This window comes from Paenibacillus maysiensis, from assembly GCF_000520815.1.
Lineage (GTDB): Bacteria > Bacillota > Bacilli > Paenibacillales > Paenibacillaceae > Paenibacillus > Paenibacillus maysiensis.
The window spans coordinates 16,418-31,118 of sequence record NZ_ASRY01000170.1 but is presented as its reverse complement, the minus strand read 5'-3'; the positions used below and the strand labels follow the sequence as shown (position 1 = coordinate 31,118).

At 48.0% G+C, this 14,701-nt stretch carries 16 protein-coding genes and 1 pseudogene; 15 read left to right on the top strand and 2 right to left on the bottom strand.

The window, feature by feature from the left end:
• Positions 1-413: 413 nt before the first annotated feature.
• The 3 genes from L696_RS0110660 to L696_RS0110650 all read left to right on the top strand — a co-directional run bounded on the left by L696_RS0110660 (position 414) and on the right by L696_RS0110650 (position 2,029).
• A complete protein-coding gene (locus L696_RS0110660) occupies positions 414-776 on the top strand; it encodes a response regulator (protein WP_025683614.1) in 363 nt (120 codons plus the stop codon).
• A gap of 157 nt (positions 777-933) precedes the next feature.
• Positions 934-1,422, top strand: a complete 489-nt coding sequence (locus L696_RS0110655) for a hypothetical protein (protein ID WP_025683613.1) — start codon at positions 934-936, stop codon at positions 1,420-1,422.
• Between the two features lie 205 nt (positions 1,423-1,627).
• Entirely contained in the window at positions 1,628-2,029 is a 402-nt protein-coding gene (locus L696_RS0110650; RefSeq protein ID WP_025683612.1) for a hypothetical protein, read from the top strand.
• Positions 2,030-2,069: 40 nt separating this feature from the next.
• On the opposite strand, the gene L696_RS30380 is transcribed toward L696_RS0110650, so the two are convergent.
• On the bottom strand, positions 2,070-2,255 hold the full coding sequence (locus L696_RS30380; protein ID WP_162472170.1) for a hypothetical protein: 186 nt from the start codon (positions 2,253-2,255) through the stop codon (positions 2,070-2,072).
• A 112-nt stretch (positions 2,256-2,367) separates the two neighbouring features.
• Here L696_RS30380 and L696_RS0110645 point away from each other — a divergent pair, with 112 nt between their 5' ends.
• From L696_RS0110645 to L696_RS0110625, 5 genes are all read left to right on the top strand, one after another.
• Entirely contained in the window at positions 2,368-2,562 is a 195-nt protein-coding gene (locus tag L696_RS0110645) for a hypothetical protein (RefSeq protein ID WP_014281351.1), read from the top strand.
• 12 nt (positions 2,563-2,574) lie between these two features.
• Entirely contained in the window at positions 2,575-2,910 is a 336-nt protein-coding gene (locus tag L696_RS0110640) for a YolD-like family protein (RefSeq protein ID WP_025683611.1), read from the top strand.
• A 119-nt stretch (positions 2,911-3,029) separates the two neighbouring features.
• On the top strand, positions 3,030-3,374 hold the full coding sequence (locus L696_RS0110635) for a cupin domain-containing protein (RefSeq protein WP_025683610.1): 345 nt from the start codon (positions 3,030-3,032) through the stop codon (positions 3,372-3,374).
• 64 nt (positions 3,375-3,438) lie between these two features.
• Positions 3,439-4,020: a TetR/AcrR family transcriptional regulator gene (locus L696_RS0110630; protein WP_245233343.1), complete on the top strand. Its 582-nt coding sequence runs from the start codon at positions 3,439-3,441 to the stop codon at positions 4,018-4,020.
• 59 nt (positions 4,021-4,079) lie between these two features.
• On the top strand, positions 4,080-5,936 hold the full coding sequence (locus L696_RS0110625; RefSeq protein WP_049827339.1) for an alpha/beta fold hydrolase: 1,857 nt from the start codon (positions 4,080-4,082) through the stop codon (positions 5,934-5,936).
• 23 nt (positions 5,937-5,959) lie between these two features.
• On the opposite strand, the gene L696_RS0110620 is transcribed toward L696_RS0110625, so the two are convergent.
• Positions 5,960-6,619 carry an aminoglycoside 6-adenylyltransferase gene (locus L696_RS0110620; RefSeq protein ID WP_245233345.1) on the bottom strand — a complete coding sequence of 220 codons (660 nt, stop codon included), beginning with the start codon at positions 6,617-6,619 and terminating at the stop codon, positions 5,960-5,962.
• Positions 6,620-6,674: 55 nt separating this feature from the next.
• Between L696_RS0110620 and sufU the strand changes: the two genes are divergently transcribed.
• The 7 genes and pseudogenes from sufU (at position 6,675) to L696_RS0110585 (ending at position 14,678) form a co-directional block, all read left to right on the top strand.
• Positions 6,675-7,118 carry a Fe-S cluster assembly sulfur transfer protein SufU gene (gene sufU, locus L696_RS0110615; protein ID WP_025683607.1) on the top strand — a complete coding sequence of 148 codons (444 nt, stop codon included), beginning with the start codon at positions 6,675-6,677 and terminating at the stop codon, positions 7,116-7,118.
• A gap of 13 nt (positions 7,119-7,131) precedes the next feature.
• Positions 7,132-8,049 (top strand): GTP cyclohydrolase FolE2, encoded by a 918-nt coding sequence (folE2, locus tag L696_RS0110610; RefSeq protein ID WP_025683606.1) that lies wholly within the window; start codon positions 7,132-7,134, stop codon positions 8,047-8,049.
• A gap of 176 nt (positions 8,050-8,225) precedes the next feature.
• Positions 8,226-8,537 (top strand): annotated as a pseudogene (locus L696_RS0110605) (aminotransferase class III-fold pyridoxal phosphate-dependent enzyme); the annotation flags it as partial.
• A 51-nt stretch (positions 8,538-8,588) separates the two neighbouring features.
• Positions 8,589-10,058, top strand: a complete 1,470-nt coding sequence (locus L696_RS0110600) for an MDR family MFS transporter (RefSeq protein WP_049827337.1) — start codon at positions 8,589-8,591, stop codon at positions 10,056-10,058.
• 23 nt (positions 10,059-10,081) lie between these two features.
• Entirely contained in the window at positions 10,082-12,043 is a 1,962-nt protein-coding gene (locus tag L696_RS0110595) for an IucA/IucC family protein (protein WP_025683603.1), read from the top strand.
• A complete protein-coding gene (locus L696_RS0110590; RefSeq protein ID WP_025683602.1) occupies positions 12,034-13,923 on the top strand; it encodes an IucA/IucC family protein in 1,890 nt (629 codons plus the stop codon). The genes L696_RS0110595 and L696_RS0110590 overlap by 10 nt, the downstream gene beginning before the upstream one ends.
• Positions 13,917-14,678, top strand: a complete 762-nt coding sequence (locus tag L696_RS0110585) for an HpcH/HpaI aldolase family protein (protein ID WP_025683601.1) — start codon at positions 13,917-13,919, stop codon at positions 14,676-14,678. Before L696_RS0110590 ends, L696_RS0110585 begins: the two co-directional genes overlap by 7 nt.
• Positions 14,679-14,701: the final 23 nt, after the last annotated feature.

Here is a 14,701-nt window from a genome sequence, read left to right as displayed (position 1 = left end):
CCCATCGCCACCGCCCCCGGATTTCTTGAATAAAGCCTATAATGAGGATAGAAATCCGGGGACAAAAGCGACCGCTTCACTTGTACAGCACCATCCGTTTGCGGAATGGTGCGATAGGTAACTTTAAGTCCAGCTTATATAGTGCAAAGGTTCCAGTGGATACCTAGTACTTTGTGATCTTCACCCTAGAGAAATAATTTACGTCATTGTGAAACGATTTTTTGAAAACTAATTCAATAGTATCTAGTTTGAAATTCCGTTTGTAATCCTATGGTAGCGTTTTTGTTTTTACAGATTTTTTCTATTAACTTCAGTTATTATTTCACCGATATTGAACTTGGATATGCATTTTGTTCAGCAGTCAGCATCTGAATGAAGAAGTACGATATATAAAACGACAGGAGAGATTAACCTTGGCAACAATTATAGTCGTCGACGATTCTTTATTTATGCGATCTGTACTTAAGGATATTTTTTTGGATTTGGGTCACTCTGTTATTGCGGAGGCGGAAAATGGGTATGATGCTGTTTTGAAATACTCGAACCTTCGTCCCGATCTAATCACGATGGATATCAATATGCCCAAGATGGATGGACTTGAGGCTGTTGAAAAGATTATAGGGCTTGATCCCGAGGCTAAAATTTTAATGTGCTCTGCTTTGGGTCAGCAAGAAGCGATTATCAAAGCATTTCAGGCAGGTGCAAAGGATTTTATTGTTAAACCATTTCAAATGGAGAGAGTTGTGAATGCAATCACAAAAATATTTGGTAGTTGATTAATCGATTTAACCGTACCTGTTCATGATGATGGCTGCAATCCATAAGTTGAACAAGAGAGCATTTCTATGACATAAGATTTAATTTACATAAATATAAAGCATCTTGAAAATGAGTAAGAGGGCTGTGATTTAAATGAATGTGGAGATGAATAGGATGAGCAATCGGGTTTTATCTCAAAAAGTATTTATCGATGAACTGATCACTACGATTAAGAAAGGAGGGCTTGTCCCTGTAAGCTATGAACACCTCATTAGCGAGCAACGAGAAAGGATAGATGCTCTTAACAGTGAACTTACCGCGCGTATAGAGGGGCTGGAAACGGATTTAATTCCTAAAGCGACACACTCCATTCCCTTTTCCAATGGTGAAATTATTTTTCTTGCTCGTTATATTGTACTCATCGGGGACAACACCGAGGGTTACTTTGTTTTTTACAGAGCTGAAGAATGTGAAAGTCCGGAAGAGTATCATTTTATAACAAGCTCATACCAGCTTTCGCATTTGTTACCTGAATTATCTCTTATTCTACAAGAGCATAGTGCTAACGAGCCTGTTGATATTCTGACTTATTGGAATGGCCCAGCCTATCCGCTGAAAGATTTGAATAAAGAGGATATTAAGCTGTCCACCTACGAATTTTAAAGTGAGATACGGGTTGGTGAGTCTAATCGGAAACGTCAAGTGGCAAGTCTCTAATCATTTGGAGGCTTGCTATGTTTTCTCTTAATGTGTGTGCTATATTGTATGTATAATATTAACATGTGTATTTTAAAATTTTCTAAGCTTCATTGATAGGTTAGAGTTCATTTATATAAATTATTAATTACATATGTAAGGGTGGTTGGTTTTGAGTATCAGAAAAGAAGTTGCAGAGGGGATTAGAGATTACAAAACAGCAGGTTCAGCAGAAGGATTTGTTCTATTCGAAATCCTGTTTGTTTCTGTACTCGTTGGTAGATGGGCGGATAGAACTTGGTGGCCAGATGGAGAATGGTGGGTAGGTGCTTGGATTTTTATCGTTTGTCTACTTCTTCTTTTTGTACCTGTAACGTGTTTAATTATGATGGTTGTATTTACTCTAGCTTGTGGTGTAGCGGGATGGATGCTAGGTGACTATTTATTCGAAAATTTAGGTGCTTCTGTGGTGATTTCAATCATTTGCGTAGGATTTGGGCTGATGATGAATGTGCTAGGCTGCCCCAAATTTACTTCAAAACGTTTAGTTCAGGAGTTTTTTGATAAACTTTAAGTAATAAATTTCTATATAAGCTGAACTAAAAAATACACATTTAAAACGGAGTAGGCGGAATGGTGCTGTACAAGCGAAGTGGTCGCTTTTGTCCCCGGATTTCTACCTTGATCATAGGCTTAATTCCAGAAATCCGGCGGCGGTGGCGATGGCGATGGGAAGCACCATCCGACTGTGTAGTGGCGCAACAGGCAGCTTTTAAGCTCATTTTATTATAGTTATGCATGTGAAAAATCCCTTGAGAAAGCCAAATCTTCTCAGGGGATTTTTTTACATTGATAATCAAACGCATGTTCGCATATAATACAAACAAACGTTCTGATAAGGAGTGAAGGAGCATGCTGGAAAAATACGTGGGACAGATCGTGGAAATCGTGTATATGGACCGAAAGGGCAAGCTGTCTCAGCGACGCATTGAGGTGCATCGTGTGCGGAACGGTTTGATACGGGCCACCTGTTTACAGACAGGCCAGCCACGCGTTTTTCGATTAGATCAGGTACTGGCATGGCATCCGGTAACCAGAACAGCATAGGAGGCGTTTACGATGGGGAAAAAGCTTGAAGGGAACGGCATATGGGAAAGCTCGCGCATGATCTTGCCTGAGCATCGGGATGCTTATTTGCGACTGATGAAGGAGCAGGGGAGACGCGGCAAGCCGACATTGGACGATCAGGAAATGCAGCAGATTGAGCAGGCGATCATCGTTTCCTATAACGAGCGGAAGCCTATTACGCTGCGGGTATTCAATCCATTTGATGACGAGGAGCTGTGCGGGTTTGTGACGGTGATTAACACGAGTCGGCGGGAAGTGAAGCTGTCCCGTGGGGAAGAGGACTTTAGCTGGATTAAGCTGGAGGAAATTATAGAGGCAGATATATAAAAAAATAGTCCGGTAAGTCGGACTTTTTTTTATGTTCGTTCTGTTGGATGAAAATAAGATTGTAGCCGTAGAAATACAGGCTTAAAATGAATCAGTAATCGCAAAAGGAGGGGTTCAGTTTGAAAATAAGTAAAAACAATGCCGAACATTACATATGGGGAGATCAATGTGATGGTTGGCGTTTGGTGAAAAATAAAGATTTGAGTATTATTCATGAGCGTATGCCCGGGAATACACACGAGGTCAGACATTATCACCATCATGCACGCCAATTCTTCTTTATTTTATCAGGTATAGCCATACTTGAAGTGGATGGTGAACGAATCGAATTAGGATCTCAGGAAGGCTGTGAGATTCCTTCTTTGGTCCCTCATCAAATGTTTAACGAAACGAATGAGGATGTTGAGTTTTTGGTGATCTCTCAGCCTGCGAGCAGCGGTGATCGGGTCCTGACTGAAAAATAATATTTCGGCAGACCTAATCAAGCGAAGTTTGACAAGCATTCATTAGTACCGTATAGTGCTAAATATGATGAAGAAAAATAAAACGACGAATCGGGATGTTGTTCTGCACACTGCCACTTCATTGTTCCTGACCCGAGGCTATCATACGACAAGTATGGATGAAATCGTGGCTGTAAGCAACGTATCCAAAACGAACATTTACTACTATTTTAAAAGTAAGGAAGAGTTGCTTTCAGCCATTCTGGATCAACTGATTCAAACGTATAACGAGATGATTTATGAGGTTGCTTCGCGTAAGGATCAGTCTGTTCAGGAACGTTTTGAAATCCTTCTTCAACTACTGACACAACAAGAGACAGATTGTTTGGGCGGCTGTCCATTTATTACTCTTTATACGCAGATGCCCAAGGATAACCCCTTGTTTCGGGATAAAGTCAGCCAATTTTTCCAAAGCCAAATCACCACCGTGGAGATGTTGCTGAACGAGGGAATGAAGAAATCAGAGATTCAGACTGAACTTCCTGCCAGGTCGACTGCCCAATTCATCGTCTCGGCCATTGAGGGGGCACTTTTTCTGCAACATGCAAGCCAGGACCCGAGCATACTAGAAAATTTAAAATTTACTTTAGCGTTTCTGCTAAAGTGATTTTTTTTAATCATCATTAGCACTGATTGGTACTAAAATATAGAAGGCAGGTTATTTTCATGGCACATATTTTCATCACGGGTGGTACAGGCTTTATCGGCATGCATGCGCTACGGCAGCTTTCCCGGGAGGAGCACACCGTTACCGTTCTTGTTCGTTCACAGCAGAAATGGGAACGAATGTGCAGGCAAATGGGTTTGGAGACAGCCTGGCATACCGGGAAATTAACGCCGGTTATTGGTGATTTAAGCATACCTGCTCTGGGACTGAATCCTTCTGACAGAAAGCGGGTTGAGACCGCAGATGTGGTGATTCACGCAGGAGGTCCGATGGACATTTTGCTGGGAGAGGAGGAAGCGAGAGCGGCTTTTCTACAAGCGGCAGAAGAAATGCTAACTTTGGCTACACATATTCATGCGAGCAAGGGGCTACGACATTTTATCCATTTGGTTGGGTTCAAAAGCCCTTTTAATGATCATAACTGGAATGCCCCGGAGCCTGTCATCGCTCAATTGGAACAAGCACCTCCATACGAGCGTATGAAGTTTCTGGCTGATTTGCATATTCGGCAGGGGGCGCACAGGGAAGGGTTTCCGCTTTCGGTTATCCATTTGAGCGTTGTCATTGGTGACTCTGAGCATGGGGATACGCCTCAAACCGGTGGACTCGGCATTCTCGTGGCTTCTACAGCACGCAAGCTCATGGGTCTCGTTCCCGGGGGGAAGTCTCATTGGCTTCCACTGGTTCACGTAGATCATGCGGCCGAATTTATCAGCGCTCTTGCGAAGGAACCGCGCCCTGTCAATGAAACATACTACTTGATGGATGAAAGGCAACAGAGCCCGACGATGATAGAGCTGGGAACGAATATGGCGAAGGAGCTTCGGCTCCGTAAACCGTTAGGTTCGATTTCACCCGCTTGGCTATCCAAGATACTGGGTACTCCACTTGGTCGAAAGTTGGGTATCCCGAAGGAATCACTCGATTTTATCGTGGACGTGGACTACCCATTAGATGCAACGCGGCGGATTCACCATAAATCCGGGCTGTCACATGCGGTGAATTCCAGCACTTTCCCATTTGTTATTACCGATCTTGATTTTAGAATTATTCATTCCCATGCGGAAACAGATGGATATGTCCGCAGCAGGCGCGGGCCTTTAGCTACACTGGAGCGAAAGGTGGAAAAGGCGAGAAATGAAAATCCAACGATAGTGTTTGTTCACGGTACTTTAAGCGGGGCGGATTGCTTGATACCGCTGGCTGAACATTTTCCTGAATCCTCGGTTTGCCTGGTGGATCTTCCCGGCTTTGGACGCTCTCCATACCATCATAAGGAGGATGCACTGGAAGGCCATATTGAATCGTTAGTACAGGCCATTCAGGCTTTTGAAACGCCGATCCGCCTTGTAGGTCATTCTTTCGGCGGACTGCTGGCTGCTAAAGTATGGGAACGCGTACCTGAGCACATCAGCAGCTTGCATCTGTTGCAGCCTGTATTGCATACCGCTCCGCCTAGGTACAGGAGTGCACGAATTACGGAGAGTGTGCTGGGCAGGCTCAGCGAGCCAGGCTTACAAAAGCAATTGCTTTCGCAGACATGTTTTGAGAGCTTGGGAGATATCCCGCCAACATACGTTGCGTATGTTCTTGAAGAAATGCGTTCCCCGCGCGTAAGAAAGACGACTGCGGAAACGCTGGCCATGTTAACGAGGTCAAATAGCTTCCAATTCGCTCCCCAAATATACGAAGCGCGGTCCAAGGAGAAAGTTTCGATTCTGTGGGGGGTGAAGGATCAGATATATAAGCTGCCTGAGCCATTCCGTTCCTTTCACACGCGGGATCTTCCTGCAGCCCATCATTTTCCGATCTCGCAACCGGAGCGAACAGCGCACTGGCTAAAGCAACACATATAAATTATGTCTGACTGGTCTTTTCATTAAAAGATATCCTTCGTATCTGCTGGCAGAGCTTGTACGTGATGGAGATAGTGTGTAACACGTTGATCGTCCTGAGCCGGGTATTCATAACTATAATGATTCGCCACCTCCAGGGCTACTTCTCTGAATAAGTCACCCATCCTAAAAAGAGCCTGCCACATTTGTTCATAATCTGCATCCGCAAACGTTTGGACGTAGACAGTCCAATGTTCAGGCTCAAGGTGCTGCTCGAAATATTTTCCCTGCTTACCCGGATCTGCCTCGAAGTCTGTCCGTATACCAATATGCCATTCCAGCATCAAGTGAAGCATATCTCTTACAGGCCGATCCAACATAAATTTGGCATAAGGAAGCTCCCGTCGCCATAATCCTTTAGCCACATAGGTACTGACCCACCAGAACTCGTTACAGGAGTTTGCAAAGGTTTGGGCAGTTGGAGGTACTGTTATATAATCTTGAAGGCTTGGCGGTGGAAAAGGCTCTACAAGTCCGTCTTTATCCAGCAGCAGCACACTTAAGCTGTCTCGCTCCAAATTGGCGATATTATCCGCAGGATAGAGTGTAAGATCAATACGGTTGCCGTCCGTGAATAGCATGAGGAAAGCAAAGCGATCACGGTAAGTCGGAACGGGTTCCATGTGTTCATCGGGCGTTTGCATGATAATCAATATAAATTAATCGTAATTATTACTATTAAAAGGGGGTAGCGTAACGCTGGAACAGCTTTATCGGCAAACCATTATGGATCATTACAAGCAACCGCGAAACTATGGCAAGCTTGCAGATGATGACGCTATCGTACTTCCGTATAAAAATCCGACGTGTGGAGATGTCATGATTTTATATATGTTGCTGCAAGACGACTGCATTCAGGATATCAAATTCGAAGGTTCAGGCTGCTCGATCAGTATGGCCTCCTGCTCCATGATGACCGAACTGGTCAAACGAAAGTCTGTAAGGGAGGTCAGTCAATTGCTGGAACAGTTTACCTCCATGATCAAGGAAGGGGCAGAGCCGGATGAGGATGTGCTGGAGGATGCCGTTTCCTTGTCGGGTGTTCACAAGCTCCGAGGACGTCATAACTGTGCCTTGATGGGCTGGCAGGCTTTGCAAAAATCGCTGGAGCAGCATCCTGTCACCTTGGAAAATCATAATTGAAGGAGTCATCAATGTGAGAGAAGATAGAGTAACCCCGGAACTGCCTTCCAAGGCAGAGCGCCATCGGCTGTTCGGCTCGGTGGACCCTATCCCGGGAGATAAACCCACCACGAAGGAATACATGTCCGATTTGCAAAATGAGAAACGCAACTATTTGTTCGATATCGAACAGGTGGGCATTGCCAGAGTAAAGCATCCCATTATCGTGGAGGCGGGGTTGCTCCCTTCGTCACAGGTAAGCATCGCAACCTTTAAGCTGACAACCTCGCTTTATCGTGAGACTAAAGGGATCAATATGAGCCGTCTGACAGAGCATTTGGAGGAATATCGGCAGCAGGGCGGAACGACGGATTTGGCACAGCTGGCCCGTTTTACGGAAGGTCTGGCTGTGCGGATGAATCAGGAACGGGCCGAGTTGGAGCTGTCGTTCCCCTGGTTCTACGAACGGCGCTCCCCTGTACTGGAAAAGACGGGACTGAACCATGCCGAGACGCTGATCCGAATCAGCTATGAGGCAGGACGGGGGAGTCGTACCGTGGTTGGCTTAACGGTGGCAGTAACCACCTTGTGTCCGTGCTCCAAGGAAATCAGCGAGTATAGTGCCCACAATCAGCGGGGCGTGGTAACTATGGAGGCGCATATAGATGAGCCGGACAAGCTGGAGCAGGATTGGAAGGTCATGCTGCTGGATGCAGCGGAATCCAATGCCAGCGCTCCGCTGCATCCGGTGCTCAAGCGCCCGGACGAGAAGGCAGTAACTGAAAAAGCGTACGAAAATCCGCGTTTTGTCGAAGATATGGTGCGGCTGATTGCTGCCGATCTGGTTGAGCTAGAGGCCGTTCGTGCCTTCACGGTGGAGTGCCGAAATGAAGAATCCATCCATTTGCATGATGCTATAGCGAAAATTTCATACACAAAACCGCACTCCTGATTCTGTCAGGAAGAAATGCAAAAGAACCACAGTGGAAATGGTCGAAATGACGATTTTTATTGTGGTTTTTTATTCTATTTTAGGAATTAAAAACAGTTTTTGTCCAAAACCCGGTCTTAAATGTCCATGGAATCAGGATATTTATTCCATATAATAAGGAGGTGAATTAATTGAAAATGATTATCAATATCAAAGGAGTGATCGAGTTGCCAAAGGCTACTACTGCTATCTCGCAAAACACCCGTTATCTGGAGAGTCAGGCTGCACGGGAATCCAATGCCAGATCCTACCCCCGCCGTATCCCTATTGCCATCGCCGAAGCAGAGGGCATCCATGTCAAGGATATGGATGGAAAAATCTATTACGACTGCCTGGCCGGGGCCGGAACTTTAGCGCTCGGTCATAATCATCCGGTGGTGATTGAAGCGATCAGGGAGCTGCTGGATCACAAACGTCCTCTGCATACGCTCGATTTGACCACTCCGGTGCATGTGGCCTATGCCGGGTTGCAGCACGGTCATAGTTAAGCAGGTCGAGGGATGAACATACGGGCTGTGTCCGAGCAATGGAAGGTCGTCATCACGGTGATGCTCGGCACCTTTACGGTTTTGCTGAATAACAGTTCGCTGAACCCGGCGATTCCGTCCTTCATTAAAGTATTTCATACGAACGCTGCTACGGCGAGCTGGCTCATCACTATTTTTCTAATCATGATGGGTATGACGATGCCTTTAACCGGATATCTGGCAGATCGTTTTGGGAAAAAGAAAGTATATCTGAGCGGACTTGCGCTCTTTGTCACAGGTTCCTTGCTCGGCTCGTTATCGTGGGGACTTACTGCTGTAATCCTCTGTCGGGGGCTGCAAGGGATGGCGGGTGGGCTGATGATTCCGTTGTCACTGGCGCTGATATTTGAAGCCTTTCCCAAGGAGGAACGCGGTAAGGTTACGGGAATTTGGGGGATTGCGATTATGGCGGCTCCGATGCTTGGGCCTACGGTGGGAGGAATTGTGCTGTCACTAAGTAGCTGGCAGGTGCTTTTCCTCATGAATGTGCCGACCGGACTGCTGGGATTGCTGCTGGGGATACGTTATTTAACAGCGGCACGTAGCAATCCATCGCGTACCTTTGACAGCAGCGGATTTATAACGGTTACGTTGGGGGTGGGGTTCATTCTGTTTGCGCTTGGTAGAACAACGACCGCTGCGGAGCTGATTGCCCCGCTGCATATTCTACTGTTCCTTGCAGGTGCGGCTTTGCTGGTTCTGTTTGTGCGAATGGAGCTGGTGAAGGAACAGCCATTGCTGAATGTGCACATTTTCAAAATACCGACCTACAGCTTGAGCGTCATCGTGGCGAGTGTACAGGCGATTGCAATGTTCGGCAGCATTTTTTTGGTTCCGATGCTGGTTCAAAATGTGTATGGCTATGACGCCATGATGACAGGACTTGTGTTTTTGCCCTCCGCTATATGTACAGGGTGGTTTGTCACGATAGCGGGCAAGCAATTAGATCACAAGGGGCCAAAAGGAATTATCAGAACGGGACTTATCATCACATGTGCTGCTACGGCTATGTTCGGTATGCTCCAGATGAATTCACCGCTGTGGATGATCTTCGTCCTCATGATGCTACGGGGAATTGGGCTGGGTCTGTCGAATATGCCTGCCACAACGGCCGGGTTGAATGCAATCCCCGATGAGCTGGTAGCCCAAGGCTCGGCAATGAATAATGTGATGCGCAGACTGACCTCTTCGCTTGGAATGGTTGTGATTTCGATTTATTTTGAAGTTCGCAAGACTCAGCTTCTGGTGGCGGGCTATTCGGTGGAAACGGGAACGCTGCAAGCGATCAGGGAAGGGTTTATCGGGATGAGTATACTGATTTTACTCACGATTCCCGCCGCTTTTTTCCTGAAGACGCCTGACTTCCTTCGTAAAAAAGGAGCGCGTCGTACATCCATTGATACCCCGCAAGCGAAAGCACCTGCGGCTACACCCAAGGTTTGAACAGGAAGGGAGAGGAAGAATACATGCTGACACAATCAACGGAGATTTCCACTATCGCTGGAGAGCTGTCCAAAAGCAGGATCTGGGCGGAGCAAGCGACACTGCGGGCCCTGGTCAACAGCTATCTGCGGGAAACTCGACAATTTGACCCAAGGATCAAAGGGGAAGCACCGAAAATAAAGGTGATTTTACCCCGGTTCGGGCTGCACATCACGGGGACCCTGCACCATTTCTCTGCAACCGGACAACATGTGTATGGGAGTAATTGGTACGAGGTGGAAGAAGGAGGGACTCACAGGTCACTGGATATGGATGGAATTATACAAAGACTGCTGGACGAGATGAGCTATCACGCCAAGCCCGAGCAACGGGAAGCGGAGCAGCAAAAGATGAAGCAGCGTATTCGTAACAGCATGCACAAAATGACGCTCTTTATGGATCACCATACGAAGACCACAGGCGAGAGCAAGCCAAAGTCTTTCTCAAGTACAGAAGTCCACCTGACGTATGTACGCTCAGAGCAGTCTTTGCTGATCGGACACCCTTTTCATCCTTTTCCAAAAAGCACGGAGGGTTTTGCCGATTATGAGCTTCCGTTATACAGTCCCGAGATGGGTGCGGCGTTTCCGTTGTATTATTTCGCGGTTCATGAGGATAACGTGCAGGAGGAATGGATTGGTGAAGAGCATCGCAGGGATGCCATTGACCCGTCTGTACTGCTCCATGCTCGGCGTCAATGGGGAGAGGAGCTGGCGCGGTATCGCATTTTGCCCATGCATCCATGGCAGGCCGAGCGGGTGTTGCGGCAATCTCACATTCAAAGTTTGATGCGTCAGCGGGTGTTGATTCCATTGGGCGCGCTAGGCCCTGTCGTTTATCCGACTTCTTCGATACGAACAGTATGGGATTTGAAAACCGGAAACGGCTATAAGCTGCCGCTGCATGTGCGGATTACCAATCTTGTGCGTGACAATACACAGGAGCAGGCTCGGCGTACTTTGGATGCTGCGAAGGTCATTCATGAGCTTTCAGCCGCCTGGTCGTCCCATATCCAATCCGAGTCCTTCAAGGTGCTGACAGAAACGGGATACAGCCGCGTATGCTTCCAGCCGAATGAGGTAGTGAAACGGACGGAGATTCCTGAGTCTACTAAGGATGCAGGGCTTTCACAGGTCACCACGACTACTGCAAAGTATAACGCAGGACATGAGCATAGCGCGGCGGCAACAGAACGAGGAACAACGACGGTTCAAGAGCTGGAGCAGTTGTCTGACCAGTTTACGGTTCTTTATCGACCGATGGATCTGAACCCTGAATCCACCTATGTAGTGGCTTCCTTGCTGGAGTCGTTGCCGGGTGAACAGGGGCCGCGGCTTATCGCAGTGATTCGGGACAATTACCCGAGTAAAAACGGAGAACGGCCTGACCTGTTAGCTTGGCTGGAGCGGTATCTTCACATATCCATGGTGCCTATGCTGCGCTTGCTTGCGGTGAAAGGTATCGCCTTCGAAGCCCATGTACAAAATTCGCTTCTGTTCCTACAGGACGGATGGCCGGAATGCTACTATGTGCGGGATTTGGAGGGCGTAAGTATTGTGCGTGAACAGGCCGAGGCAGCCGGATGGGTCGGTTCACTGATTGCTGAGGACAGTCCCGTATTGTACGGCGCAGAAGAGCCGTGGATGCGTACCCGTTATTATTTCTTTGTTAATCATTTGGGGGCATTGATTCATGCCCTTGCGGTTCATGATCAGCATAGTGAGCAGGAGTATTGGAGGGTGGTACGCAAGGTATTAGAGCAATTACAGGAACAAGACGCAAGCTCTTGCTCCCGTCTAGCCGCCTATATCCAAGATTTATTGACCGCACCTACGCTGCCTGCCAAAGCCAATTTTACAAGCTGCTTTCAGTCCAGAGGGGATACGCCTTCGTTTATCCCGATCCCTAATCCAATTCATTTTCGTGAGGTGACTTCATGTCTGTAACCAACATTTCGAATCATAACTTTTCCACAAGCAGCCTTTCTAAAGCTCCCGTCAGCCATGCTTCGACCACTCAACGCTTTATTCAGGCGCTCCGCTCGGATACCTTTACGCAGGTCGAGCAGCGTATTATCCGCCAACTGATTCAGGCATTGCTATATGAAGAAATTTTGCCTTATGACACGTACAGCGATTCCGTGGATAACAGCGATCAACATTTTATATTGTCCGGCAAGGACATTACAGGTCGCCCTGTCCAATACCGTTCTGTCGGAAAACAAATGAACAGCTTTGGGCGTATTCGGCTGCTTCCTGTTCCAATCATACGAGTGGGGACAGATGGAAGCGAAACGACAGCCACGCTAGCTGATTTTGCAAATGAAGTCCTCAGCGCCGCACAGCAGGGTGAACGACTCCAGCGCTTCATCGAGGAATTGGAGCAGACCTTGCTAAAGGATGTACAGGCGCAAAGCTCTTTCAACGCGCCATTTCTGGCGGATGACCAGCGTCGATATGATGAGCTGGAGGGCAATTTGGGGGACGGGCATCCCTACCATCCATGCTATAAATCCAGAATCGGCTTTACGCTGGCAGACAATGAGTTGTATGGTCCCGAGTTCAAGCAGCCGCTCCGTCCAGTTTGGCTGGCCATTGCCAAAAGCCATAGCCGGGCGGGGCAGTCGCAGGCGATTGAATATGAAGCATTTATTCGCCAAGAATTGGGAGAAAGCGAAGTTGCACGCTTCCAAGCCTTGTTAACCAGCTACGGTCAGCAACCGGAAGCCTATCGGCTCATGCCTGTCCACCCGTGGCAATGGCAGCAGGTCATTTTGCCCCGGTTTCATCAGGAGCTGGCGGATCAGCGGATCGTATGGCTCGGTGAAGCGAGCGATGTGTATCAGGCGCAGCAGTCGATCCGCACATTGTCCAATCGGACGACACCGGAGCGTGCGTATGTGAAGCTGTCGCTGAGCATTACGAACACCTCGACCAGTCGGATCATGGCTGGACATACGGTGCTGAACGGAGCGCTTATCACGGACTGGCTGTATGGGTTACTGGAACACGATGAATATGCCGCTCAGCAGGGATTCTTTGTTTTGCGTGAGGTTTTGGGTATCACGTATGACTATGAGCAGCTGCCCGAATACCGTCAGGCGAAAACCTACGGCTCACTGGGGACGGTTTGGCGGGAAAGCATTCACGGGTATTTGCAGCCGGATGAGGATGCGATTCCTTTTAACGGACTATGTTATGTGCAAAAAAACGGGGTACCGCTTATTGATCCGTGGGTACAGCAGTTCGGCGTAGAGGAATGGACCCGGCGTGTGCTGGAGGCCACGATATCGCCTATTATTCATATGCTGTATGCGCATGGAATCGGCATGGAATCCCACGGTCAGAATATCATTTTGATCCACCGGAACGGGCAAGCGACACGGGTGGCGCTTAAGGATTTTCATGATGGTGTCCGGTTTTCCGTGAAGCATCTGACAGAGCCGGAGAAATGCCCAGATCTTCATCCTGAGCCGCCAAGTCATGCCCGGATTAACCGCAATTCGTTTATTAAAACAAGTAACCCGGACGATGTACGTGACTTTTCCTACGATGCTTTTTTCTTTATTGCAGCCGCCGAGCTGGCGATGTTCCTGGCCGAACATTATCAGCTGGACGAGCAGCGCTTTTGGGAAATGTCCGCACAGGTCATTCATGATTATCAGCGCCAGCATCCTCAGCATGAGGAGCGATTCCGCCTGTTTGATTTGTTTGCCCCGACTGTACAGATTGAAGAATTGATGAAAAGACGTCTGCTTGGGGATGAGGACCTTCATTTCAAACCGGGAATTAACCCGCTGTATGCGTACCGGGAGCCGACATGCTGACTGTAAATCGGCTTCAGGAGAAGCTGCGGAAAGGACAGGAGGTCGTTGGCCTCATCGCTTCCATCCCGGCGGCACTTACAGTCGAAATGATCGGACATGCCGGATATGACTTTGTGATCATTGATATGGAGCATGTCATGATCAATCCTGAGACGGTGGAGCATATGATCCGTGCTGCGGAAGCCGCACAAATCACGCCCTTGGTGCGTGTGCCCGAGGTCGATGCCAAGGATATACTGCGCGTGCTGGATAGCGGAGCACAGGGGATCGTCGTTCCGCATGTGGAAAGCAGGGAGCAGATGAAAATGCTGGTTCAGGCTGCTAAATACAGCCCGGAGGGCAAGCGAAGCCTGAACAGCGGCAGACCTGCCGCATTTGGCAAAGGAAATCTGGTGGACTACATACAGCGAGCTAATGAACAGATTATGCTGGTGCCCATGATTGAGAGCGGATTGGGTGTGAAACGCATCGCGGATATTTTGTCTGTACCGGGCATTGGAATGGTGCTGGAAGGAGCAGCGGATTTGTCCCAATCGTACGGGGTGCCGTGGCAGACCGATGCAATGATTGTACAGGAGGGGCTACAGCGGGTCTTTGAAGCTTCACGGGAAGCGGGTATTCCGTATTGCGCCATTCCGCGCAGGGACGGGGAATACAGTGTATGGGTAGAAAAAGGGGTTCATGCCTTCGTACTGGGTGATGAGCGGGGAATTGCTTTTCGCGCCTTGCAAAAAAGAAGGTCTGACCTACGCTAGCTCTCAACATAAAGGAGGAAGAA